Below are 24200 nucleotides of genomic sequence, written 5' to 3'. Positions count from 1 at the left end.
ATCTGTCGAAGGGATTAGCGTCCCCAGGCCGCGTTCGCTTACACCCTGCGACGCCGCGGTACGACTTGCAACTGCATCGTCGCCGTCGCCGGCGCATTCGTGAGCGTCAGTTGCTGCGGCGGCAGGTCCAGCAGTTGGTCCGCATGCCAGACGCGGATGCGCACCGGGCCTTCCGGCACCGCGTCGAAGCCCGCCTCGCCCTGCTCTCCGCTCACCGCGGCCCAGGGCGTGTCGCTCACGAACACGTGCGCCTTCATCGACGCATGCAGGTGGCAGCCCAGGAGCACGGCACCGGCCTTGTCGAACTTCGCGTCGACGGCGTGCGCCGTCTTGCCCGGCGCCTTGCCATCGAGGCGCAGTTCGAAGCCGCCCGTCGCGGCGCTGTCGAAGTTGTGGATGCCGGCGGGGCTGGCGCGCACGTGGTGCTCCCACGGGTCGTTGTTCACGAAGGTCGCCTGCGCTCCGACGCCCACGAGCGCCACGGCGGGCTGGAAGCGCATCTTCTCCTGCGTGATCGTGACCTTCGTGGGCAGCGGCTTGGGCGCGCCCGGCGCGGCGGGTGCGAGCACCACGACGGCGTCGGGCACGGGCTTGCCTTCCTTGTCGAGGACGGTCACCTTCAGCGGCCCGGCCTGGGCGGACCAGGCGAGCGCGCCCAGGGCGAGCGCGAGCAGCGAACGGGACATGGCGGCTCCTTCAGCGCACGATGTGCCAGACCTTGTTGTAGTTGTCGCCGTACTTGTCCCCCGGCTCCTGGTCTTCCGGCCACGTGTAGAGCGGCCAGCCCTTGTACGCCCACTGGCGCGAGCCGTCGTTGCGCACCACGATCGTGTAGTCGCCGCGCGGCTGGTCGGAGGCGGTGGCCATGTGCGGCGGCCACTTCACCGCGCAGTCGCCGTTGCAGTTGGACTTGCCGCTGCCCCGCACGTCGCGGTCGAAGCTGTAGAGGGTGAGGCCCTTGGCGTTGACCAGCATGCCGTCCTTCATCGTCGCGGGCTCGGCGCCCCGCATGGACGCGCAGGCAGCAAGAAGGGACACGGGCAGCAGCGCCGCCAGCAGCAGTTTCTTCATGGTGGTTTCTCCGTCGTCAGGCCGGCACGGGGCCTGCAACGCGATCAACGCCGGCCGGCACGGCCTTATTCCGGTGCAGGGCGTGAACGAGTTGGCAGGAAGGCGCACCGCGTGCACGTGCGGCGACAATCACGGCATGACCGACTTGCCCCAGCTTCCTCCCCTCGCGACCGAACTTCCACCCGAAGCCCTGCGCGTGCACGCGCTGGCGCGGCGCATCACCACGCCTTGCGGCGACGGCGACCTGGTGTGGCACGTGTGGGGCGAGGACAAGGGCGAACCTCTGGTGCTGTTGCACGGCGGCAGCGGGAGCTGGACGCACTGGATCCGCAACGTCGAAGCGCTCGCGGCCACGGGACGGCGGGTGGTGGTGCCGGACCTGCCGGGGTTCGGCGACTCGGCGCGTCCGCCGGGCGGGCAGGATGCGGACTCGGTGGCGCCCGCGATTGCTGCGGCCTTGCCGGCGCTGGTGGGCGATGCGCCCGTCGACGTGGTGGGATTCTCGTTCGGCGGACTGTGCGGTGGCTTGATGGCTGCTGCGCATCCGGAGCGGGTCAAGCGGCTGGTGATCGTCGGCGCGCCTGGGCTCGGCCTGCGCGACCGTCGCCTGCCGCTGATGTCGTGGCGGGATGCGCCCACAGAAGAAGGCAAGCTGGCGGCGCACCGGAACAACCTGGGCGTGCTGATGCTGCATCCGGAGAACGTGGACGACCTCGCGCTCGCCGTGCAGGCGGCCAACGTGCCGCGGGACCGGATGCATCGGCGGCGCCTGGCCCTCACCGATATCCTGGCGCGCACGTTGCCTGCTCTTACCTGCCGCGTGGATGCGATCTACGGCGAGGAAGACGCCTTGTACCGCGACGTGCTGCCGGCCCTGCGCGAGAAGATCGCGACGACGCCTTACCTCGGAGAGCTGGTGCTGATGCCGGGAGCGGCGCATTGGCTGCAGTACGAGCAACCGGAGGCGTTCCACCGCGAGTTGCAGCGGCTACTCTGAACGCTCTTCGGCGACTGGTTCTCGCGCCAGCGAACGTAGGCTGGGTTTCGCGACAGCGAACCCCAGCACACACGCCTCACGGGGCGCGCCTGCGCCATAGCAGCACGAACGCTCCGAGAACCAGGGCGGCCGTGAGCACATCGTCCGCCCGCTCGAACCGCCCGCGCAGCATCGCCCAGCTCCACCCCAGCGACCGCGCGCCGTAAACGAACAGCCCCGCCTGCACCAGCGCGCCGATGCCGTCGCCCACGAGGAACCCCCGATACGGCATCCGGAACGTCCCCGCCAGGAAGAACAGCGTCGCCCGCTGCCCCGGGAGGAAGCGCGTGACGAAGGAGAACGGCAGCGCGTAGCGACCTGCCCTCTCCTCGATCGCCGGCAGCCGCTCCGGCGCCACGAAGCTCGCCGCCCACGGCCGCCGCACCCAGCGCGCGCCCCAATGGTGGCCGGCCCAGAACGTGAAGAGATCCCCGAGCAGCAACCCCACCGCGCTGAGGATCACCACCGGCACCGGCTGCATCGTCCCGAGCAAGGTGAAGCTGCCCGCCACGAGCAGCATCACGTCCTGCGACACGGGCGCACCCATGCCGCACAGCGCCATCAGGAGGAAGAGGAAGCCGTACGCGTGCGCGCCCTGCAGCGTCGAGAAGTAGCCGACGACGAGTTCGAGGATCACGGCCTGCAGCGCAGCGGCCGGCGGCGCCTCAGAGCGCCTTCGCCAGCCGCGCGATCCCCTCGCGCGTCTTCTCCACGTCCGCCGTCGCGAAGCTCAGTCGCAGCGTCGCCACGTCCGGATCCTTCGCGAAGAACGGCGCCCCCGGCACGAAGGCCACGTTGTTCTCGATCGCGCGCTTGGCCAGCACGTTCGCGTCCTTCAGCTTGCCGCCCGCACCCGTCAGGCGCGCCCAGAAGAACAGCCCGCCCTGCGGCGCCGTGAACTCGATCGCGTCGCCCAGTTCCTTGCGCAGCGACTCCGCCATCACGCTCGCCCGCTCGCCGTACTTCCGGCGCACGTTCTTCAGCGTCTCGGGCATGCGGCCCGACTTCAGGTACTGCGCCGCGGTCGCCTGCGCGAAGGTGCTGGTGTGCGCGTCGCTGAACTGCTTGCACATCGTCGCCTTCGCCAGCAGCTCCGGCTGCGCGACGAGCCAGCCCACGCGCAGGCCCGGGCTCAGGACCTTGGACATGCTGCCGCAGTGCGCCACCCACTCGCGGCTGCCGGGCACTTCCTTCGTCAGGGCCAGGATGCTCGGAGGCGGCGCCTCGCCGAAGTACAGGTCCCCGTAGGGGTCGTCTTCCACGATGAGGACCTTGTACTTCACCGCGAGCTCCAGCACCTTGCGGCGGCGCTCCAGCGAGAGCAGCGCGCCGCTCGGGTTGCCGAAGGTGGGGATCAGGTACACGAACTTCGGCTTGTGTTCCTTGATCATTTCCTCCAGCCTGTCCACCTGCACGCCGTGCGCGTCGATGGGCGCGCTCTGCACGTCGGCGCCATAGAGGCGGAAGCACTGGATCGTGGCCAGGAAGGTCGGGCCTTCGACGATCACCTTGTCGCCCGGGTCGATCATGGTCTTGCCCAGGAGGTCCAGCGCCTGCTGGCTGCCGGTGGTGACGATCAGCTGGTGCGGCTCGAGGTCGGCCACGCCCTTGCTGCGCTCGAAGGCGGCGAGCTGGGTGCGCAGGGGCTCGTAGCCCTCGGTGGCGCCGTACTGCAGCGCGCCCCCCGGCTCCTCGGCCAGCGCGCGCTGCGAGGCTTCGCGCAGGCCTTCCACGTCGAACATCGCGCTGTCCGGAAAGCCGCCGGCGAAGCTGATGATGCCGGGCTTGCCGAGGAGCTTGAAGAGTTCGCGGATGGCGGAGGTTTCGACGTTGTCGAGGCGGGAGGCGAAGGAGAGGGGCATGGGGGCGTCTCGGGTTGCGAGCGCTTATTGTCGCCCAGCGGCGATCCCGGGCCGTGCGTGCCCCCACCCCAGCCCTCCCCCGGAGGGGGAGGGAGTGTTCAGCGCTTAGCGGGGCTTGTCCTCGTGGCTGGCGGGGATGTCCGGCGAGGCGATGGGCTTGTCCTCGTCGACGACTTCCAGCTTGCGCTGCTCGCCCCAGCCTTGCGAGGCCATGGCGCGCTCGGGTTCACGTTCGGGCGGGAAGAACTCGCCTGGGGCGCCCTTCACGTCCGCGTTGTGCAGCGCGCCCATGTCCGAACGGGCGGTTCCGAAGCCCTGCTCCGCGACGACGTCGCGCAGCGGCTGCTGGCCGGCGCGGTGGACCAGGTTGACCTCGCGCGCTTCCATGCCGTGCAGCACGTCCTGCGCGCGCGCGGCGTGCGCTTCGTCCTGGTCTTCCACCATGACGACGTACAGGCCCTTCTCCAGCGCGCTGGTGTAGGCCTCGGCATGCGGAGCGTGCTTGCCGGCCCCGAAGAGCCGCTCGAAGAAGGAGAACTTGCCGACCACGTCGTGGTCGCGCCGCTCCTCCATCGGGCTGCCGTCCGGGTGACGCTGCTCCATGTGGATGTCGTGCCGGTCGTAGCCGGCCTGGACGAGGCGGTCCACGGCCTGCTGGGCCAGGGCGCGGTCCTCGAAGGTGCAGATGGCGGTGTGCATGGCGCCTCCTTGACGATCAGACCGGCTTGTCCTTGTCGGAATAGCGCAGGCCCGGCGCGCGCTCGGACTCCGGCTCGCGCAGGTCGGGGCCGGACGTCGGGCTCACGCGGTTGGAGGCCATGGCACGCTGCGCGCGCTCGTAGTCCATGTTGGGCGAGCCGAAGCTGCCCGCGGCCTCGTACGTGTCGTTGCTGCGGTTCACGGCCGTCCCTTCGGACTGGCGCATGCCCACGATGTCGCGCAAGGGGCGCTGCTCGCGGCGGTGCACCAGGTTCAGGTCGCCGGCCTGCATGGCGCGCAGCAGGTCCTGCGCGCGGCGGGCCTCGGCCTCGTCGTGCGCGTCGACCACCACGACGTGGCTGCCGCGCTCCACGTGCTGCGAGTAGGTGTCGGCGTGGCCGGCGTGCTCGTCGCGGCCGAACAGGCTGGCGAAGAAGTGGCCGAAGTTCTGCACCACGCCGCGGTCGACGGCGATCTCGCGCTCCATGCCGTCCCAGCGGTCGTTGGCCTCGCGGCCTTCCGCGGAGGCGTGCTTGTGCTCGATGTGCAGGTCGTGGCGGGCGAAGCCGGCGCGCTCCAGCGAGGCGATGGCGTCCTTCGCCTGCTCATGCGTGTCGAAGGCGCAGATGGCGGTATGCATGGTCGTTCTCCTTTCGTGGCACTCCATCCTGTTTAGGTCGTGCGGAGGAGAAAAAGTGTCGTCCTGTCGAGGTGGGGCGGGTAGGTCTTGGACTACCCGTGGGCGGCGGTAGCCCTTCGGTGGGGTTCGCTGTCGCTCACCACCACCCTACATCCGCTCGATCACGACCCGTACCGGCCGGTCGCCTTCGGCCTTGCCCGTGATCGGCGGCCTGGGCAGCACCGGCTCGCCCGGGTCGAGCACGAAGTGGTGGTCCAGCGAATACCACTCGCCCTGCACGTCCGCCGCGGGCGCCGGTTCGCTCGCGTGATGCAGCACGTACTGCCCGACCAGCGCCTGCGTCACGCCGAACTGCACGTCGGTCTGCAGGAAGGGATCGTCGCTGGAGTACACCTGCGAGAACTGCGCCTTGAAGCCCGGCTTCGTGATCAGGAAGTGGATGTGCGCCGGCCGCATGTTGTGCCGCCCTTGCGCACGCAGCAGCGCACCCACGGGGCCGCCGACCGGGATGGGGTAGCCCGCCGGCTTCACGCTGCGGAACCACAGGTGGCCGCGTTCGTCGGTGGTGAAGGTGCCGCGCAGGTTCATGTCGGCCTGCCCGGGGTCCTGGTTCTCGTAGAAGCCCTCGGCGCTCGTGTGCCACACGTCCACGTCGGCGCCCGCCACGGGGCGGCCTTCGCGGTCGCGTACCCAGGCGTTCACGAAGATGGGCGCGCCCGTCGTCGCCGAACGCACGAGGCTGCCGCCATTGGCCAGGCGCGGCGCACCCTGGCGCCAGAACGGCCCCATGAGGTTGGCGGTCGTCTCGCGGCGGCCGCCTTCGCCGTTGTTCAGCAGGCAGACGAGCGCGGACACGCCCAGCGAGCCGGCGGCGAGCACCACCTCGTTGTGCGAGCCCGTGGTGGCCTGGCCCAGTTTCGCGATCCAGCCGCAGGCCTGGTGGAACTCCGCCTCGGTGAGGCGCGCGTCGCGGACGAAGCCGTGCAGGTGCCGCACCGCGGCGGCCAGGATCTCGCGCAGGCGCGCATCCGGCGTGCGCTCCACCTCCGCGAGCACCGCCGCGGTGACGTCCTGTTCGTTGCGGATGATCATGCGTGCCTCCTTGCGGCACGCATCATCGCATCACGGGCGCAGCAGCCAGTCGCGCGCGGTGCCCTCGTCGTCGAAGACGCGCACGCCGCCCGCCTCGCGGGCCGCTCCGGGCGTCGCCAGCAGGGCGACCTTGCGGCGGGAGGCGAAAGCCAGGACCGCGCCTTCCGCGGCCTGCAGCTGCTCGTCGTCCGACAGCGCCGGCTGCAGGTCCCGCAGGTCCAGCAGCACGGAAGCCGCCTGCCAGCTGCGGCAGTCCAGTTCCAGCACCTTCAGCAGCGACAGCAGCCTGCCGATGCCCGCGCTTCCCTCGATGCGCACCCGCGCCAGTCCTGGCTCGTGGGTGACCTTGATGTCGAAGCTCATGTCGCTTCACTCTGCCCGGGGGAGCACGAAAGCATGCGTGCGAAACTCCCTCTCCCCGGCGGCGAAACACTCTTTGCCCGGGAGGCAGGAGCGTCACATGCGGTTGCGTGTGCTTACCGGAGGAAGTCGCGGCAATGTTTCCGCGCTGAGTCGCATCAAGGCTCCAGCAGGCGCGCAAGGGGCGCGTAGTCGAGTTCGCGCGCGATGTCGGCGGCGGTCTTGCCGCGGTCGTCCCGCAGCGTGCGGTCCGCGCCGCGCTGCAGCAGCAGCCGTGCGATGGGCTCGTGCCCATAACCCGCGGCCCACATCAACAAGGTGAGATTGTGGTCCAGGCGCGCGTCCACGGGCGTGCCGGCCACCAGCAGTTGTTCCAGGCAGGCCGTGCAACCCTGGCCGGCGGCGTAGACGGCGGCGGTCTTCTTCACGCGGTCGACGGGGTCCGTGCGCGCGCCGGCCGCCAGCAGCTTGCCCACGATCTCCGGGCTGCGCGCATAGGCCGCGGACATGAGCGGCGTCACGCCCGAGAGGTTGGCGAGCTGCACGTCCGCCTTCGCCGCGAGCAGCACGTCGACCAGCTCGACATTGCCCTTGCCGGCCGCCATGTTCAGGGGCGAGTCGCCGTTGCGGTCCCGGGAATTCACCTGCGCGCCTTCGGCGAGCAGCTGCTGCACGCGCGGCACCAGGCCCGCGCGCGCGGCGAGCACCAGCTGCCCGTTGACGTTGATGTTGTCGGCTCCGCGCTGCGCCTGCGCGCCGCAGGCGGCGGCGAGTGCGAGGACGGCGATCCACCGGCTGGGGGATGGCATGCGCATGGAACCTCCTTGTGCGAGCCACGCGAAATCATGATACTTGTGATAGCGGTCCTTGCGAGCCCGACGCTTGCGCGCCGGACTTCACTCGAATCCAACCCGAGGAGAAGTCGTATGAGAGTGTTCCGCCTTTCGCCCTGGCCCGTGGCACTTGCGTGTGCGCTGGCCGCCGTCCCCCTCGCAGCCCAGGAAATCCAGGGCCAGCGCGCGCGGGGCGGGCCGCCGATGATCCTCAAGGCGCCCAACGTCACCCAGGAGATGCTCAACGCGGCGCACGGCCAGAACGCCAACTGGCTGCACACCAACGGCGGCTACGAGCAGCAGCGTTACTACGCCGGCAACCAGATCAACGCAGGCAACGTACGGCGCCTGCGCCCGGCCTTCATGTTCCAGACGGAAGTGAAGGAGTCCATGGAGACGGCGCCGATCGTGGTCGACGGGATCATGTACATGACCACGTCGTTCAACCACGTGTACGCGCTCGACGCGAAGACCGGCCAGCAGTTCTGGCACTACAAGCACAAGATGGGGCCGATCACCACCTTCTGCTGCGGCCCCAACAACCGCGGCGTGGCGATCGAGGGCGGCACGCTGTTCATGGGCACGCTGGACGCGAAGCTGGTCGCGCTGGACGCGCGCACCGGCCAGCTGCTGTGGGAGACGCAGATCGCCGACCCCGAGAAGGGCTACAGCGAGACGATGGCGCCCACCGTCGTCGAGAACAAGGTGCTGATCGGCACCAACGGCGGCGAGTACGGCATCCGCGGCTTCGTGAAGGCCTACGACTCGCGCGACGGCAAGCTGCTGTGGACCTTCTACACGATCCCCGAGAAGGGCCACGAAGGCGTCTGGGCCGAGAACGACGCGACCGGCCGCCACATGAAGCGCGACATAGCCGCCGAAAAGCAGGCGCTGGCCCGCGACAGCAACTTCTACCAGACGCTCGGCGGCGGCGTGTGGATGAATCCCGCGGTGGACCTCAGGACACGCACGATCTTCTTCGTGGTGGGCAACCCCTCGCCCGACCTGTACGGCGCGGAGCGGCCCGGCGACAACCTGTACACCGACTCGATGGTGGCGGTCGACCTGGACACGGGCCAGTACAAGTGGCACTCGCAGTACATCGCGCACGACGTCTGGGACCTCGACGCCGTGAGCCCGCCCATCCTGGTGGACGTGAAGGACGCGAGCGGCCGCATGGTGCCGGGCGTGATCCACGGCGGCAAGACGGGGCACGTGTACGTGCACGACCGCGCCACGGGCCGGCTGATCCGCTTCTCCGAAGCCATGATCCCGCAGGAGAACATGTGGGTGCTGCCCACGCAGCAGGGCGCGCGCATGCTGCCGGGCGCCAACGGCGGCGTGGAGTGGTCGCCCATGGCCTTCCACCCGCGGCACCGGCTCGCCTACGCGCTCAACCTCCACCAGCCGATGACCTACCACGTGGAAGAGGCCAAGTACCCCGGCGGCAAGCTGTGGCTGGGTGGTGCCTTCAAGGTGATCGAGGGCGAGCAGCAGTGGGGGCGGCTCGCGGCCGTCGACATCGACACGGGCAAGGTCGCGTGGAAGTTCGACACCGAGCAGCCCCTGATCGGCGGCGCGCTCGCCACGGGCGGCGACCTCGTGTTCTACGGCGAGGGCAACGGCTACATCCGCGCGCTGCACGCGCGCACCGGCCAGAAGCTGTGGGAGTTCAACTGCGGCGCCGGCGCGAACGCCATGCCCGTGAGCTACATGGTGGACGGCAAGCAGTACGTCGCCATGGGCTGCGGCGGCAACACGCAGCTGGACTTCAAGCGCGGCAACACCATGGTGGTGTTCTCGCTGCCGGACTGATGCGGCGCCTCGCCCTCGCCTTCCTTGCGCTGGCCGCCGCCGCGGCGGCCGCGCAGGACATCGAGGCGGGCCGCGCCAAGGCGCAGGTCTGCGCCGCGTGCCATGGCGCGGACGGCAACGGCGTACCCGGCATGCCGGAGGTGCCGTTCCTGGCGGGCCAGACCTGGCGCTACCTCTACGTCCAGCTGCGCGACTTCAAGGAAGGCCGGCGCACCAGCCCGGTCATGACCCCGATGGCGCAGCCGCTGTCGCGGGACGACATGATCGCGGTCGCCAACTTCTACGCCGCGCAAACGCTGAAGCCGCAGGCCTTCCAGGTCGACGAGGCGAAGGCCAAGCTGGGGAAGGCGAAGGCGGAAGAGACGCTCTGCACCATGTGCCACCTCGGCGGCTTCCTGGGCCAGAACGAGATCCCGCGCGTGGCGGGGCAGAACTACCAGTACGTCGTGGCGCAGCTGAAGGCGTTCAAGGACCGCACGCGGACGAACGACGCGGGGAACATGACGAGCGTGGCGCGGACGCTGAGCGAGCAGGACATCGAGAACCTGGGGCATTACCTGGCGGGGTTGAGGTAGCGCGGCGGATGCTGGGGTGCGCTTCGCGCAACCCAGCCTACGGACGCAGGCGACCCTGCACGTTCGGCCCGCGCCGTAGGCTGGGTTTCGCGCCAGCGAACCCCAGCAAATCAGCGCACTAGAACCCCGCCGCCAACCCATCCCTGCGCGAATCCGACGCGATCACGTACCCCTCCTTCTTCGTGTCGCCCATCTTCCAGATGAACTGCCCCGCCCCGAAGTCCTGGTAGCTGTCGTTGATCACGTCGATGCGGTGGCCGCGGCCGACGAGGTCCTGCACGACGCCGGCGTCCATCTGCTGCTCCACGTTCAGCTCCAGCCCCGCGTTGAAGCGCCAGCGCGGCGCGTCGCACGCGGCCTGCGGCTGCTGGCCGTAGTCGATCATGCGCACCAGCGTCTGCAGGTGGCCCTGCGGCTGCATGTTGCCGCCCATCACGCCGAAGCTCATGACCGGCTGGCCGTCCTTCGTGAGGAACGCCGGGATGATGGTATGGAAGGGCCGCTTGCCCGGAGCGACCTGGTTGGCGCCCGGCTGCAGGCTGAAGCCGTGGCCGCGGTTCTGCAGGCTGATGCCGAAGTTCGGCTCCACGCAGCCCGAACCGAAGCCCATGTAGTTGCTCTGGATGAAGCTGATCATCATCCCGTCCTCGTCCGCCGCCGTCAGGTAGATCGTGCCGCCCTTCACCGGGTTGCCGGCCTGGAAGTCCTGCGCGCGCTTCATGTTGATCAGCTTCGCGCGGCTCGCGAGGTAGGCGTCGTCCAGCATCTGCTCGGTCGTGACCTCCATCGCCGAACGCTCGGCGACGTAGCGGTACACGTCCGCGAAGGCCAGCTTCATCGCCTCGATCTGCAGGTGCTGCGAATCGGCGCTGTCCACCTTGTGCGAGGCGAGGTCGAAGTTGCCCAGGATGCCCAGCGCCATCAGCGCCGCGATGCCCTGCCCGTTCGGCGGGATCTCGTGCAGCGTGTAGCCGCGGTAGTCCTTGGCGATCGGCGTGACCCACTCCGGCTGGAACGACGCGAAGTCCTGCACCGCGTGCACGCCGCCGTTGTCCTTGCTGAAGCGCGCCAGCGCCTCGGCGATCTCGCCCTGGTAGAAGGCCTTGCCCTTCGTTTCGGCGATCAGGCGCAGCGCGCGCGCCGCCGCCGGGAACTGGAACAGCTCGCCCACCCGCGGCGCGCGGCCCCAGGGCAGGAAGCTCTGCGCGAAACCGGGCAGGCTGCCCAGCTCCGGCGTGGCGGCATCCCACTTCTGCTGCACGACGATCGGCAGCAGGTAGCCGCGCTCGGCGATCTCGATGGCGGGCGCGAGCAGGTCGCCGAAAGGCAGCTTGCCGTAGCGCTCCGACAGCGCCACCCAGGTGGCGACCGCGCCGGGCACGGTCGCCGAGTCGATGCCGCGCTTGGGCGGGGTCTTCGCGTCCGCGCCGTACTTCCTGCGGAAGTACTCGGGCGTCCAGCCCGCCGGCGCGCGGCCGGAGCCGTTGATGCCCTGCAGCTGCTTGCCGTCCCACAGGATCGCGAAGGCATCGCTGCCCAGGCCGTTGCTGACCGGCTCGCAGATGGTCATGGCGGCGGCCGCGGCGATGGCGGCATCCACCGCATTGCCGCCCTTCCACAGCATCCGCAGCCCCGCCTGCGCCGCCAGCGGGTGCGAGGTGGACACGGCATTGCGCGCGAAGACGGGGATGCGGGTGGTGGGGTAGGGGTTGTGGAAGTCGAAGTGCTTCATGGGGCGATCATAGGAAGCGTGACGCGAAAGCAAAAGCGAAACTTCCTTTACCCATCCTAAAGCCGTGCTTTAGCATGGCGCCATGAGCAGCATCCGCCTCCTGCGCACCTTCGCCGCCGTGGCGGCCGAGGGCTCCTTCGCCGCCGCGTCCTCCCGCGTGTCCCTCACGCAGGCCGCCGTCGGCCAGCAGATGCGCGCGCTGGAGTCCGACCTGCGCCGCCCGCTCTTCGAGCGCCAGGGCAAGAGCGTGGTGCTCAACGAAGCCGGACGCGAGCTGGTGCCGCAGGTGCGCCGGCTGCTCGCGCTGTACGACCAGATGCTCGCCCCCGCCCGCGGCGCCGACAGCATGGCCGGCACCGTGCACCTGGGGGCGGTCGTCTCCGCCGTGCGGCCGCTGATCCAGGCCACGCTGGCGCTCAAGGCGCGGCATGCGGCGCTGGACCTGCACGTGTCCGCGGCCAAGTCCATCGAACTGATCGAACGCGTGGAAGCCGGCGACCTGGATGCCGCGATCGCCATCCGCGAGCCGGGCACGCGCGCGGACCTCGTGTGGACCGCCCTCTATGCCGAGCCGATGGTGTTGCTGGTGCCGCGCAAGCTGGAGGAAGCGAGCCCGCGCGCGATCCTGCAGCGCCAGCCCTTCATCCGGTTCGACCCCACCCAGCACACCGGCCGCCTGGTGGAGCGCACGCTCAAGCGCCTGAAGGTGAAGCCGCAGGAAGTGCTCGAACTCAACGCGCTGGAGAGCATCGCGGACCTGGTGCGCTCCGGCCTCGGCGTGTCCGTGGTGCCGCTGCTGCGCGGCGCGCGCTGGGCGCAGGACGCGAAGCTGCGGGTGGTCGAGATCCCGCAGGCGGAGGAGCGGAAGGTGGCGTTGGTGCAGCGGCGCGACGCTGCCACGGCGGCCATCGTGGCGGCGTTGGTGAAGGAGATGTAGGCCGCTCGGTGGGGTTCGCTGTCGCTCACCGTCCGCGGCTTTCGCCGCGCCACCCTACCAATACGGCGACGATTGCTGCGGGCCCACCCACGCCCCCGCTCACGGCGCCCCCTCCACCAGCCACCGCACCAGCGCCCGCGCCTGCTCCTCCGTCAGCCGCTCGTGCGCGGCGACATGCGAGAACAGCGACCCGTGGTGCAGCCGGTCCACCAGCGCCTGTTCCGCCTTGCCGTCCAGACGGCCGCGGTACGTCGCATAGCGCGCGACGATCTCCCGGAACGACGGCACGTAGCGCCGCGGCGGCTCGCCGTGGCAGTTGTAGCAACCCTGGTCGGCGGCGAGCTGGCGCGCGTCCGCGAGGGGTTGCGCCGCGCAGGCGAGCGGGGCGAGCAGGAGCGCGGCGAGGAACTGGCGCATGCCGCACGATAACCGCACCGCGCGACAATCCCCCCATGAAAGACGCCGACATCGAACCTTTCTTCGCCACGCTCCAGGCCGCCAACCCCCTGCCCCAGAGCGAGCTCGAATACAGCACGGTGTTCGAGCTGCTCGCGGCGGTGCTGCTGTCCGCGCAGGCGACCGACGCCGGCGTCAACAAGGCCACGCGCCGCCTCTTCCACGTCGCCAACACGCCGCAGGCGATCCTGGCGCTGGGGCAGGACGGCCTGGAGCAGTACATCAAGACCATCGGCCTGTACCGCAACAAGGCGAAGAACCTGCTGGAGACCTGCCGCATCCTGGTCGAACGGCACGGCGGCAAGGTGCCGCGCGACCGCGAGGCGCTGGAGGCGCTGCCCGGCGTCGGCCGCAAGACGGCCAACGTGGTGCTCAACGTCGCCTTCGGCGACGAGACCATGGCCGTCGACACGCACGTGTTCCGCGTCAGCAACCGCACGGGCCTCGCGCCGGGCAAGGACCCCGTCGAGGTCGAACGCAAGCTGATGGAGCGCGTGCCGAAGGCCTACCTCGGGGACGCGCACCACTGGCTGATCCTGCACGGGCGCTATGTCTGCGTGGCGCGCCTGCCGAAGTGCTGGCAATGCGCGGTGGCCCGCTGGTGCGACTACCAGCCCAAGACGCCGCCGCCGGCCCTGCAGGCCTAGTGTCACAATGCAGCGATGGACCAGGACCAGGAAATCAGGGAAACGCTCGACGTCCACCGGCAAAGCATCCAGGGGCTCGTCGACAACCAGCTGATGCTCGCCGCCCAGGTGCACGTGCTGCAGGCGGCGCTGGCCACCGTGCTGCTGCACCACCCGGACCGCGCGACGCTGCTGCGCACCTTCAAGGGCTACATGAAGATCTCCAAGGAGTCGACGCCGCAGCTGGCGAAGCACATGGAGGCGCTGGAGGGCGGGATGCTGGCGCTGCTGGGGCAGGGAACGGAGCCGGAGCAATCCTGACCCCGTAGGCTGGGTTCGCGCAGCGACCCCAGCGACATCGCGGCGGCATGCTGGGGTTCGCTGCGCGAAACCCAGCCTACCTCCTGCGCGAAACCCAGCCTGGCCCGGGTGCGCGCACGCTCAGGCCGACCAATCCCCGAACACGAACCGGAACACCCGCGGCTGCTTCTCCGCGGGCCGCTGCAACTGCAGCTCCAGCTCCTTCGGCCGCGGCTGGATCGCGATGAACTTGAGGACGCCGGCGCGGTGCTTCGTGCCGTCCTTGTCGCCTTCCCATGCCAGCGGCTTCATGCGGCGGCCGTCGCCGAGCAGCACGAACTGGTCCAGCGGCTCGTCGCCCTTGAGCTGGCGCGTGGCCCCCGCGTCGTAGGCGACGGCGAAATCCCAGATGGTGGCGTCCGGCGACAGGTTGCCCGGCGTCACGGCGACCGTCACGCCCTGCACGACGGACTTCTGCGTCACGCTCGGCCACGCGGCCACGCCCACCGAGATCAGGACCGCGAGGATCAGCGCGAATTTGCCGTTGCCCATGCCGCGACGGTACCCCGCGGCGCTTGCGCGGAGTTGACGCCGATCAAAAGCCCCTGATCAGCGTCCGGCCTCCGCGAGGGCCAGGCCGGGCCAGCCGCCCCCGAGCGCCTGGATCAGCGCGACCACGGCGACCTGCCGGTCGATCTGCGCCTGGATGAGCGACCGCCGCGCCGACGCCGCGCTCTGCTGCGCCGTGATGACCTCGGTGTAGTTCACCTGCCCCGCCTCGTAGCGATTGAGCACCTGCTGTTCCACCAGGTCGGCCGCGCGGCTCGCCTGCGCGCGCAGCGCCTGCTGCTGCTCCAGCACCCGCAGCGCGACCAGCTGGTCCTCCACGTCCTGGAAGGCCGTGAGCACGGTCTGGCGATAGCGGGCGGCCGACGCGTTCAGCGCCGCGCGCGACTGGTCCACCCGCGCGCTCGTCGCGCCCGCGTCGAAGATCATCTGCGCCACCGACGTGCCCAGTGCCCAGGCCAGGCTGGACGCGTTGAACAGGTCGCCGATCGTGGCGGCCGAGGACGTGAGCGAGCCCGTGATGCCGAAGCTCGGGAAGTAGCCGGCGCGTGCGATGCCGATCTGCGCATTGGCCTGCGCCACCTGCCGCTCGGCCGCGGCGATATCCGGCCGCCGCTGCAGCAGCGTGCTGGGCACTTCCTGCGGCAGCGAGGGGATCTTCACGCTCCACTTCAGGTCGACCGGGATGTCGAAGTTGGCCGGCGCACGTCCCACCAGCACCGCCACCGCATGCTCGAAGGTGGCGCGCTGCTGCTCGATGCCCAGCAGGTCCGCGCGCGCGTTGGCGAGCTGGCTCTCGGCCTGCAGCGTGTCGGTGCGCGCGACCACGCCGGCCTGGTAGCGGTTGCTCGTGATCTGCAGGTTGCGCTGGTAGCCCGCCACCACCTGCTGCTGCAAGGCGTAGGCGATGTCCGCCTGGCGCAGCGCGAAGTAGTTGGCGGCGAGTTCGCCGCGTGCCGCGAGTTGCGCCGCGTACAGGTCCGCCTGCGCGATCTGCTCGCCGTAGCGCGCGCCCTGCACCGCCAGGCGCAAGCGCCCGAACACGTCCGGCTCCCAGGTGGCGCCGATGTTCACGCGGTACGAGCGCGTGGTCGGGCGGTCCGGGCCGCCGGTGCGGTTCTGGCTCGCATCCAGGTTCACCTGCGGGAACAGGGAGGCGCGCTGCTCGCGCGTGATCGCGCGGGCCTGGTCGTACGCAGCCACCGCGGCCACGACGTTCTGGTTGGAGATCTCCACCTGCGACGCCAGCGCGTTCAGCAGCGGGTCGTCGAACAGCTCCCACCACGGCCCTTTCTCCAGCGTGTCGGCGGGCGCGGCCTGCACCCACACGCCCTTGCCTTCCTTGAAGGCGACGGGCATGTCCGTGACGGGCAATTCGTAGGCGGGCTCCAGGCTGGCACAGCCGGCGAGCAGCAGCGCGGCGATCAGGGCAAGGGGACGGAAACGGTTCATTCTTTTCAGGTGACGGTCCGGGCGTCGCCGTGGCGGGAGAGCAGGCGCTCGTTCGGGCTGCGGCGGCGCAGCTTGTCCATCAGCAGGTAGACCACGGGCGTCGTCAGCAGCGTGATCACCTGGCTGGCCACGAGGCCGCCGATGATGGCGATGCCCAGCGGCCGGCGCAGCTCGGCGCCTTCGCCGAAGCCCACGGCGAGCGGCAGCGCGCCGAGGATGGCCGCGAGGGTGGTCATGAGGATGGGGCGGAAGCGCAGCAGGCAGGCCTCGCGCACCGCGTCGTAGGGCGACAGGCCGCGCGAGCGCTCCGCATCCAGGGCGAAGTCGATGATCAGGATCGCGTTCTTCTTGACGATGCCGATCAGCAGGAACAGCCCGATCAGCGCCATGATCGAGAAGTCCATCTTGAACAGCAGCAGCGCGAGCACCGCGCCGATGCCCGCGGAAGGCAGCGTGGAGAGCACCGTGATCGGGTGCACGAGGCTCTCGTACAGCACCCCGAGCACGATGTAGATGACGACGATGGCCGCGAGGATCAGCAGCGGCTGCTGCTGGTTGGTCTCCTGCGCCTGGCGCGCCTGCCCCTGGAAGCTGCCGCGCACGTTGATCGGCATGCGGATCTCGTCGGCGGCCGCGCGCACGGCGTTCTGTCCGTCCTGCAGGGTGTAGCCCTCCTCCAGGTTGAACGACACCGTGGTGGCCAGCTCGGCGTCCTGGTGGTTGATGGAGGTGGCCGTGGGCCGCTCGGCGAAACGCGCGATGGCGGACAGCGGCACCATGGGCGTCACCGAGGTGCTCACCGCGGCGCCCGTGGACGCGTCGCGCAGCGAAGGATTGGCGGAGGTGGCCGTCGCGGAGCCGGTGGTGGTCGTGGTGGACGTCGCGGACGACGACTGCGCGGCGGCCTGCACCGTGGCCGCACCGGTCTCGCTCGCCGGCACGTACACGTTCTTCAGCGCCTCCGGGCTGCGGATGTAGCGCGGCGCCATCTGCATGATCACCTTGTACTGGTTCAGGTCCTCGTAGATGGTCGCCACCTGCCGCTGGCCGAAGGCGTCGTACAAGGCGTTGTCCACGTCGCGCGAGCTGATGCCCAGGCGCGCCGCGGTCTGCTTGTCGACCTCGACGTACGTCTCGACGCCGTTCTCCTGCTGGTCGGTGTCCACGTCCGTCAGCGCCGGCTGCCGCTTCATGGCTTCGGCCAGGCGCGTGGCCCACAGCTTGAGGTCCGCCTCGTTGTCGCTCTTGAGCGTGTACTGGTAGGTGCTGTTGGAGGACCGCCCGCCCATGCGCAGGTCCTGCACCGGGTTGAGGAAGAGGCTCACGCCGGTCACCTGCGCGAGCTTGGGCCGCAGCCGCGCGATCACGGCCTGGCCCCGCTCGGCGCCCTGCCCGCGCTTGAGGTTCACGAACATGAAGCCGCCGCCCGCGCGGCCGCCGCCGGTGAAAGCCACCACCGTGTCCACCGCCGGGTCGGCGCGGATGATCTCCACGAGCTGCTTGATCTTGTCCTGCATCTGCTGGAACGAGATGCTCTGGTCCGCGCGGATGCCGCCGTTGATCTGGCCCGTGTCCTGCTGCGGGAAGAAGCCCTTGGGCACGCGCACGAACAGGAAGCCGTTCAGCACGATCACCAGCACCAGGATCAGCAGCACCAGCCAGCGCGCGGCCAGCGCCCAGTCCAGGCTCGCCGCGTAGGCGCGCTGCGCGAGGCCGAAGCCCTGCTCGGCCCAGCGCGAGAGGCGGCCCGGCTTCTTCGCGTGCGCGTCGCGGCGAAGCAGCCACGCGCACATCATCGGCGTGGTGGTCAGCGAGATCAGCAGCGAGATCATCACGGCGGCGGACAGCGTCACCGCGAACTCGCGGAAGAGGCGCCCCACCTGCCCGCCCATGAACAGCAGCGGGATGAACACGGCGATCAGCGACAGGCTGATCGAGAGCACGGTGAAGCCCACCTCGCGCGCGCCGCGCAAGGCGGCCTGGAAACGGTCCATGCCCGCCTCGATGTGCCGCGACGTGTTCTCCAGCACCACGATGGCGTCGTCGACCACGAAGCCGGTGGCCACCGTCAAGGCCATCAGCGAGAGGTTGTTGAGCGAGAAGCCCAGCATCCACATCACGCCGAAGGTGCCCAGCAGGGAGACGACGGTCGCGACCGCGGGGATGAAGGTGGCGCGGGCGCTGCGCAGGAACACGCTCACCACCAGCACCACCAGCAGGATCGCGATGACCAGCGTCACCTCCACCTCGTGCAGCGAGGCGCGGATGGAGTGCGTGCGGTCGGAGGCGACCTCCAGCGCGATGTCGTCGGGCAGCGCCGCTTCCAGCTCGGGCAGCAGGTCGCGCACCGCGTCGACGGTCTCGATCACGTTCGCGCCGGCCTGCAGCGTCACCAGCACGATCACCGCGGGCCGGCCATTGAACAGGCCCATGGTATTGATGTTCTCGACGCCGTCGCTCACCTCGGCGACGTCGGCCAGGCGTACCGCAGCGCCGTTGCGCCAGCCGACGACCAGGTCGCGATAGTCGGACGCGGTCTTGCCGTTGTTGGCCATGCCGGTGCCGGTGTAGATCTGCAGCCGCGTGCCGTTGACGCTGACGTCCCCCTTCGGGCGGTTGGCGGTGCCGGCCTGGATGGCCGCGCGGATGTCCTCCGAGGCGATGCCGTAGCGGCTGAGGGCGAAGGGGATCAGCTCGATGCGCACGGCCGGCTGCGATCCGCCGCCCAGCTCCACGTCGCCGACGCCGGGCACCTGCGCGATCTTCTGCTGCACGATGTTGGACACCGCGTCGTAGATCTGGCCGGGCGAGCGCGAGGCGGAGGTCAGCGCGAGGATGATCACCGGCGCGGCCGAGGGGTTGGCCTTGCGATAGGTCGGGTTGCTGCGCAGCGTGGACGGCAGGTCCGCGCGCGTCGCGTTGATGGCCGCCTGCACCTCGCGCGCCGCGGCGTCGATGTTGCGGTTCAGGTCGAACTGCAGCGTGACGCGCGTGCTGCCGTTGCCGCTGTTGGACGTGATCTCGTTGACGCCCGCGATCGTGGCGAGCCGCCGCTCCAGCGGTGTCGCCACGCTGCTGGCCATGGTGTCCGGGCTCGCGCCGGGCAGGCTCGCCGACACCGAGATCACCGGAAAGTCCACCTGCGGCAGCGACGCGACCGGCAGGTGGAAGAAGGCGAAGATGCCCGCCAGCGCGATCCACACCGTCAGCAGGACGGTGCCGACGGGGCGCCGGACGAAGGGGGCGGAGAGGTTCATTCCGCGCCTCGCGTGTGCCCCCACCCCGGCCCTCCCCCAGGGGGGGAGGGCGGAACATCCGGCCCCTCCCCCCTCTGGGGGGAGGATGGGTGGGGGGCAGTTCGGCCACGGAACCTCTCCCCCAACCGATCGAACGCCAGGTAGATCACCGGCGTCGTGAACAGCGTCAGCAGCTGGCTCACGATCAGCCCGCCGAAGATCGCCAGGCCCAGCGGCCGGCGCAGTTCCGCGCCCTCGCCGAAGCCGAACATCAGCGGCAGCGCCGCGAACAGCGCCGCCAGCGTCGTCATGAGGATGGGCCGGAAGCGCAGCAGCGCCGCCTGGTGGATGGCTTCCCGCGGGGACCTGCCCTCCTCCCGCTCGGCGTCGAGCGCGAAGTCGATCATCATGATCGCGTTCTTCTTCACGATGCCGATCAGCAGGATGATGCCGATGATGCCGATCACCCCCAGGTCGTTGCCCGTGAGCATGAGCGCGAGCAGCGCGCCGATGCCGGCCGAGGGCAGCGTGGAGAGGATCGTCAGCGGGTGCACGTAGCTCTCGTACAGCACGCCCAGCACGATGTAGACGCAGACGACTGCCGCCAGGATCAGCCAGAGCTGGTTGGAGAGAGAAGTTTCGTACGCGCCCGCCGCGCCGAGGAAGGTGACGCTCACCGTCGCCGGCAGCTGCAGCTCCTTCACCACACCGCGGATCACGTCCACGGCGGTGCCCAGTGCCACGCCGGGCGCCGTGTCGAAGCCGATCGTCGCCGCGGGGTACTGCGCCACGTGCGTCACCTGCAGCGGCGCCCGCCGCTCGCTGATGCGCGCCACGGCCGTCAGCGGCGTCGCCTCGCCCGAGCTCGCGCGCAGCTGGATGCCTTCCACGGCGTTCGTCGTGGTCTCCGGGCGCGCCTCCAGCACCACGCGGTACTGGTTGGTCTCGGTGAAGATCGTGGAGACGATGCGCTGGCCGAACGCGCTGTACAGCGCGTCGTTGATCGAGGACGTACTGATGCCCAGGCGCGCCGCGGTGTCGCGGTCCACGTCCACGTACATCGCCGCGCCGGTGGCGCCCGCGTCCGTCGTCACGTTCGCGAGCTTGCGCTCCTGCCGCAGGCGGTCCACCACGCGCTGGGCCCACTCGTTCACCGTCGGCGTGTCCGCGCCTTCCAGCGAGATCCGGTACTGGGTCGGCCCCGTTTCCGATTCGATGGTGAGGTCCTGCACCGGCTGCAGGAAGATCCGCACGCCCGCGACGCGCTGGCCCCGTTCGCGCAGCCTGTCCATCACCGGCTGCAGGCTGCCGCGGGCGGACTTCAGGTTCACCAGCATGCGGCCGGTGTGCAGCATCGTGGCATTCGCCGCGTCCACGCCGACGAAGCTGGCGATGGATTCGACCGCCGGATCTTCCAGCAGCGCCCTGGCCACCTGCTGCTGCAGTTCGGCCATGCGCGGATACGAGATGGACTGCGCCGCCTCCACGCGCACCTGCAGCTGCCCCGTGTTCTGCGTGGGGAACAGGCCCTTCGGGATCAGCATGTACAGCAGCACGGTGAGCACCAGCGTGCCCAGTGCGACGAGCAGCGTGAGCTTCTGGCGCGCCAGCACCCAGACCAGGGCGCGGTCGTAGTGGTGGATCACGCGGTCGAAGCCGCGCTGGATCTTCCCGCCCAGGCCCTTCTCCGGCTCGGTGTGCGCCTTCAGCCAGCGGCCGGACATCATCGGCACCAGCGTCAGCGACACGACCGCGGAGATCAGGATGGTGATCGCCAGCGTCACCGCGAACTCGCGGAACAGCCGGCCGATGACGTCGCCCATGAACAGCAGCGGGATCAGCACCGCGACCAGCGAAACCGTCAGCGAGATGATGGTGAAGCCGATCTCGCTCGCGCCCTGCAGCGCCGCCTGCATCGGCTTCTGGCCGTCCTCGATGTGCCGCGAGATGTTCTCGATCATCACGATCGCGTCGTCCACCACGAAGCCGGTGGCGATCGTGAGCGCCATCAGCGACAGGTTGTTCAGGCTGTACCCCAGCAGGTACATCACGCCGCAGGTGCCGATCAGCGAGATCGGCACGGCCAGGCTCGCGATCAGCGTGGCGCGCGGGCTGTGCAGGAAGGCGAAGATCACCAGCACCACCATCACCACCGCCAGCACGAGCTCGATCGACACGTGCTCCACCGAGGCGCGGATGCCGGTGGTGCGGTCGGCCAGCACGTGCACTTCCATGGAACCCGGCAGGCCGGCCGTGAGCTCCGGCAGGCGCTCCTTGATGGCATCCACCGTCGCGATCACGTTCGCACCGGGCTGCCGCTGCACGTTCAGGATGATGGCCGGTTGGGCGTTCGCCCAGGCGCCGAGCTTCACGTTCTCGGCGCTTTCGACCACCTGTGCGACGTCGGACACGCGCACCGGCGCGCCGTTCCTGAACGCCACGATCAGGCTGCTGTAGTCCTTGGCCGTGAGCAGCTGGTCGTTGGAGTTGATCGTGTACGAACGCGTCGGGCCGTCGATGCTGCCCTTGGCCGCGTTGGCGTTCGCCGCGGCGATGGTCGTGCGGATCGTGTCCAGCGTGAGCCCGAGCGACGCGAGCGAACGGCTGTCCGCCTGGATGCGCACGGCGGGCCGCTGCCCGCCGGCGAGCGTCACGAGGCCGACGCCGCTCACCTGGCTGATCTTCAGCGCGAGGCGCGTGTCCACGATGTTGCGCACCTCGGTGAGCGGCAGCGTGGGCGAGGTGATCGCCAGCGTCAGCACCGGCGCATCGGCCGGGTTCACCTTGGCATACACCGGCGGCGCCGGCAGGTCGGCCGGCAGCAGCGAACCGCCCGCGTTGATCGCTGCCTGCACCTGCTGCTCGGCGACGTCGAGGGCGAGGCCGAGGCCGAACTGCAGCGTGACCACCGACACGCCGGCGGCGCTGGTGGAACTCATGCGCGACAGGCCCGGCATCTGCCCGAACTGCCGCTCCAGCGGCGCCGTGACGGTCTGCGCCATCACCTCCGGGCTCGCACCCGGGTACAGCGTCTGCACCTGGATGGTCGGGTAGTCGACCTGCGGCAGCGCCGCCAGCGGCAGGAACTTCAGGCCCACCAGGCCGGCGAGCACGATGGCCACCATCAGCAGCGAGGTGGCGACCGGCCGCAGGATGAAGGGACGGGACGGACTCATTGCGCTGGTGCCGAACCCGCCGCCTCGCGCTGCGCGCGCCGTTGCGCGCGGCGCTGTTCACGCTCTTCGGGCGTGAGCTTCTGCCACTCGGCCGCGCGCGCGGCGCGTTCCTCCGGGCTCAGGTTGGCGCCCGGCTGCGGCGGGGCGCCCATCGCGGACGAAGCCGCGGCCTGCGACGGCGTGACGGCGTTGGGCGGCGACCCGCGAGGCCAGGTGCGGTCGCCGGCGGCCTGCTGCTGCACGGCGGACGCGCCCGCGAACGGATTCGTCGCGGGGCGCTGCGCGGCGGATGCGCCGGTGAAGGGTTCGGACGCGCCGGGCTGCGCCCCCGATGCCGCGGCCCCGGGCGCGGAAGCGCCGTCGCGGCGGCGGCCGCCGCCCTGGCGGCCGGCCGGCGGCGTGTCGCCCGGCAGCATGACGCGCGCGCCGTCGCGCAGGCGGTCCGCGCCCTCGGTGATCACGCGCTCCCCGAGCTGCAGGCCGCTGACGATCTGCACGCGCTCGGCCAGCGGCTGGCCGCGCACGACCGGCCGCTGCTTCACCGTGCGGTCCTGCTGCAGCACGAAGACGTACTCGCCGCTGCCGCTCTGGCGCACGGCCGTCACGGGCACCACCACCGCGTTGTTGATGGTGCGCACCTGCAGCTGCACGTTGACGAACTGGCTGGGGAAGAGCTGCAGCCGCGCGTTGTTGAAGCGCGCCTTCGCCCGCACCGTGCCGGTCGTGGTGTCGATCTGGTTGTCGATGGAGGCGAACACGCCGGTGTCGAGCAGCGTGGTGCGGGTGCGGTCGAAGGCACGCACCTCCATGAAGCCGCCGCCGTTGTGCTGCAGCCAGGCCGCGTGGTCCTGCGGGATGGCGAACTCCACGTCGATGGGCGTCATCTTGGTGATCACCGCGATGCCGTTGGTGTCGCTGTTGCTCACCTGGTTGCCGATGTCGACGTTGCGCAGGCCCACGCGCCCGTCGATGGGCGAGGTGATGCGCGTGTACGAGAGGTTCAGCCGCGCGGTGCCTTCCGCCGCCTTGTCGGAAACGACGGTCGCCTCCAGCTGGCGCACGGTGGCGCGCTGCGTGTCCACTTCCTGCCGGGCGATCGAGTCCTGCCTGAGCAGCGTCTCGAAGCGCTCGAGGGTGACCCTCGCGGCCGCGAGCTGCGCCTCGTCGCGCATGCGCTGGCCCACGGCCTGCTGCAAGGCCATCTCGAACGGCCGCGGATCGATGGTCGCCAGCAGCTGCCCGCGCTTGACGCCCTGCCCTTCCTTGAACAGCACCTGCGTGAGCACGCCGCTCACCTGGGGGCGCACGCGCACGGTCGCTTGCGGCGTGACCGTGCCCAGCGCGTCGAGGTTCACGGGAATGTCCGCGGCCTCCGCGACGGCGAAGCCGACGGTGACCGCGCCGCGCGCGCCGCCGGGGCCACCGGGGCCGCCGGGGCCGCCGCCGGGCCGGCCGCCTTGCGCGCCCATGCCGGCCGTCTGCTCGGGCCGCGTGAGGTCCCACGCCAGCCAGGCCAGGCCCGCGGCCACGACCAGGGCGAGCACGGTGCCGATGACGGACGCACGGCGGCTCAGCTTCCGCCGCGGCGGCGGCTCGGGCTGTTCGAAGTATTCGGGGGGATCGGCCGGTGCGGACGGCGGGGGTGTGGGCATCGATGTCCTTCTTGTTCCGTCAGGAGGCGGGCAAGTTCAGCAGGCGCTGAGGGTGCCTGCCGACGGCTGACCCAGCCGACAGT

22 protein-coding genes are annotated in these 24200 nt (G+C 70.3%); 6 read left to right on the top strand and 16 right to left on the bottom strand.

Going from position 1 to position 24200, the window contains the following annotated elements:
* Positions 1 to 38: 38 nt before the first annotated feature.
* Together H8N03_RS09840 and H8N03_RS09835 are read right to left on the bottom strand one after the other, a co-directional pair.
* Complete coding sequence (locus H8N03_RS09840) at positions 39 to 686, bottom strand: cupredoxin domain-containing protein (protein WP_187075985.1); 648 nt, start codon at positions 684 to 686, stop codon at positions 39 to 41.
* 10 nt (positions 687 to 696) lie between these two features.
* Complete coding sequence (locus H8N03_RS09835; protein WP_187075984.1) at positions 697 to 1071, bottom strand: COG4315 family predicted lipoprotein; 375 nt, start codon at positions 1069 to 1071, stop codon at positions 697 to 699.
* 136 nt (positions 1072 to 1207) lie between these two features.
* On the opposite strand from H8N03_RS09835, the gene H8N03_RS09830 reads away from it, so the two are divergent.
* Positions 1208 to 2068, top strand: a complete 861-nt coding sequence (locus tag H8N03_RS09830; RefSeq protein WP_187075983.1) for an alpha/beta fold hydrolase — start codon at positions 1208 to 1210, stop codon at positions 2066 to 2068.
* 76 nt (positions 2069 to 2144) lie between these two features.
* Here the strand turns inward: H8N03_RS09830 and H8N03_RS09825 are convergent, their stop codons facing one another.
* The 7 genes from H8N03_RS09825 to H8N03_RS09795 form a co-directional block, all read right to left on the bottom strand.
* Positions 2145 to 2744 carry a DedA family protein gene (locus tag H8N03_RS09825; RefSeq protein ID WP_187075982.1) on the bottom strand — a complete coding sequence of 200 codons (600 nt, stop codon included), beginning with the start codon at positions 2742 to 2744 and terminating at the stop codon, positions 2145 to 2147.
* Positions 2745 to 2772: 28 nt separating this feature from the next.
* Complete coding sequence (locus H8N03_RS09820) at positions 2773 to 3969, bottom strand: aminotransferase-like domain-containing protein (protein WP_187075981.1); 1197 nt, start codon at positions 3967 to 3969, stop codon at positions 2773 to 2775.
* Between the two features lie 105 nt (positions 3970 to 4074).
* Positions 4075 to 4668 carry a hypothetical protein gene (locus tag H8N03_RS09815; RefSeq protein ID WP_187075980.1) on the bottom strand — a complete coding sequence of 198 codons (594 nt, stop codon included), beginning with the start codon at positions 4666 to 4668 and terminating at the stop codon, positions 4075 to 4077.
* 16 nt (positions 4669 to 4684) lie between these two features.
* Entirely contained in the window at positions 4685 to 5308 is a 624-nt protein-coding gene (locus H8N03_RS09810) for a hypothetical protein (protein ID WP_187075979.1), read from the bottom strand.
* A gap of 147 nt (positions 5309 to 5455) precedes the next feature.
* The gene (locus H8N03_RS09805) at positions 5456 to 6400 is read right to left on the bottom strand and encodes a dioxygenase family protein (protein ID WP_187075978.1); all 945 of its coding nucleotides are present in this window, start codon (positions 6398 to 6400) and stop codon (positions 5456 to 5458) included.
* 30 nt (positions 6401 to 6430) lie between these two features.
* Positions 6431 to 6763, bottom strand: a complete 333-nt coding sequence (locus H8N03_RS09800; protein ID WP_187075977.1) for a hypothetical protein — start codon at positions 6761 to 6763, stop codon at positions 6431 to 6433.
* A 155-nt stretch (positions 6764 to 6918) separates the two neighbouring features.
* On the bottom strand, positions 6919 to 7575 hold the full coding sequence (locus H8N03_RS09795; RefSeq protein WP_187075976.1) for an ankyrin repeat domain-containing protein: 657 nt from the start codon (positions 7573 to 7575) through the stop codon (positions 6919 to 6921).
* Between the two features lie 111 nt (positions 7576 to 7686).
* On the opposite strand from H8N03_RS09795, the gene H8N03_RS09790 reads away from it, so the two are divergent.
* Positions 7687 to 9408, top strand: coding sequence for a pyrroloquinoline quinone-dependent dehydrogenase (locus tag H8N03_RS09790; RefSeq protein WP_187075975.1), 1722 nt, complete (start codon positions 7687 to 7689; stop codon positions 9406 to 9408).
* Positions 9408 to 9983 carry a c-type cytochrome gene (locus H8N03_RS09785; protein WP_187075974.1) on the top strand — a complete coding sequence of 192 codons (576 nt, stop codon included), beginning with the start codon at positions 9408 to 9410 and terminating at the stop codon, positions 9981 to 9983. The genes H8N03_RS09790 and H8N03_RS09785 overlap by 1 nt, the downstream gene beginning before the upstream one ends.
* 118 nt (positions 9984 to 10101) lie before the next feature.
* Here H8N03_RS09785 and H8N03_RS09780 read toward each other — a convergent pair whose 3' ends face one another.
* Complete coding sequence (locus H8N03_RS09780; RefSeq protein ID WP_222622921.1) at positions 10102 to 11715, bottom strand: gamma-glutamyltransferase family protein; 1614 nt, start codon at positions 11713 to 11715, stop codon at positions 10102 to 10104.
* A gap of 82 nt (positions 11716 to 11797) precedes the next feature.
* Here H8N03_RS09780 and H8N03_RS09775 point away from each other — a divergent pair, with 82 nt between their 5' ends.
* Positions 11798 to 12652: a LysR family transcriptional regulator gene (locus tag H8N03_RS09775; RefSeq protein ID WP_187075973.1), complete on the top strand. Its 855-nt coding sequence runs from the start codon at positions 11798 to 11800 to the stop codon at positions 12650 to 12652.
* 99 nt (positions 12653 to 12751) lie between these two features.
* Here H8N03_RS09775 and H8N03_RS09770 read toward each other — a convergent pair whose 3' ends face one another.
* Positions 12752 to 13069 carry a c-type cytochrome gene (locus H8N03_RS09770; protein ID WP_187075972.1) on the bottom strand — a complete coding sequence of 106 codons (318 nt, stop codon included), beginning with the start codon at positions 13067 to 13069 and terminating at the stop codon, positions 12752 to 12754.
* 35 nt (positions 13070 to 13104) lie between these two features.
* Between H8N03_RS09770 and nth the strand changes: the two genes are divergently transcribed.
* Both nth and H8N03_RS09760 read left to right on the top strand, forming a co-directional pair.
* Positions 13105 to 13755: an endonuclease III gene (gene nth, locus H8N03_RS09765; protein ID WP_187075971.1), complete on the top strand. Its 651-nt coding sequence runs from the start codon at positions 13105 to 13107 to the stop codon at positions 13753 to 13755.
* A gap of 15 nt (positions 13756 to 13770) precedes the next feature.
* A complete protein-coding gene (locus H8N03_RS09760) occupies positions 13771 to 14055 on the top strand; it encodes a hypothetical protein (RefSeq protein WP_187075970.1) in 285 nt (94 codons plus the stop codon).
* A 120-nt stretch (positions 14056 to 14175) separates the two neighbouring features.
* On the opposite strand, the gene H8N03_RS09755 is transcribed toward H8N03_RS09760, so the two are convergent.
* The 5 genes from H8N03_RS09755 to H8N03_RS09735 are packed head-to-tail and all read right to left on the bottom strand — an operon-like array spanning position 14176 to position 24117.
* Positions 14176 to 14586 carry a hypothetical protein gene (locus H8N03_RS09755; RefSeq protein ID WP_187075969.1) on the bottom strand — a complete coding sequence of 137 codons (411 nt, stop codon included), beginning with the start codon at positions 14584 to 14586 and terminating at the stop codon, positions 14176 to 14178.
* Positions 14587 to 14643: 57 nt separating this feature from the next.
* Complete coding sequence (locus H8N03_RS09750) at positions 14644 to 16053, bottom strand: efflux transporter outer membrane subunit (protein WP_187075968.1); 1410 nt, start codon at positions 16051 to 16053, stop codon at positions 14644 to 14646.
* A 5-nt stretch (positions 16054 to 16058) separates the two neighbouring features.
* Positions 16059 to 19310, bottom strand: a complete 3252-nt coding sequence (locus tag H8N03_RS09745; RefSeq protein WP_187075967.1) for an efflux RND transporter permease subunit — start codon at positions 19308 to 19310, stop codon at positions 16059 to 16061.
* On the bottom strand, positions 19307 to 22465 hold the full coding sequence (locus H8N03_RS09740; protein ID WP_187075966.1) for an efflux RND transporter permease subunit: 3159 nt from the start codon (positions 22463 to 22465) through the stop codon (positions 19307 to 19309). The genes H8N03_RS09745 and H8N03_RS09740 overlap by 4 nt, the downstream gene beginning before the upstream one ends.
* Positions 22462 to 24117: an efflux RND transporter periplasmic adaptor subunit gene (locus H8N03_RS09735; protein WP_187075965.1), complete on the bottom strand. Its 1656-nt coding sequence runs from the start codon at positions 24115 to 24117 to the stop codon at positions 22462 to 22464. Before H8N03_RS09735 ends, H8N03_RS09740 begins: the two co-directional genes overlap by 4 nt.
* Positions 24118 to 24200 lie beyond the last annotated feature (83 nt).

It is taken from the genome of Ramlibacter cellulosilyticus, from assembly GCF_014297465.1.
In the GTDB taxonomy this organism is placed as follows: domain Bacteria; phylum Pseudomonadota; class Gammaproteobacteria; order Burkholderiales; family Burkholderiaceae_C; genus Ramlibacter; species Ramlibacter cellulosilyticus.
This window is presented reverse-complemented; position numbering and strand designations above follow the sequence as displayed.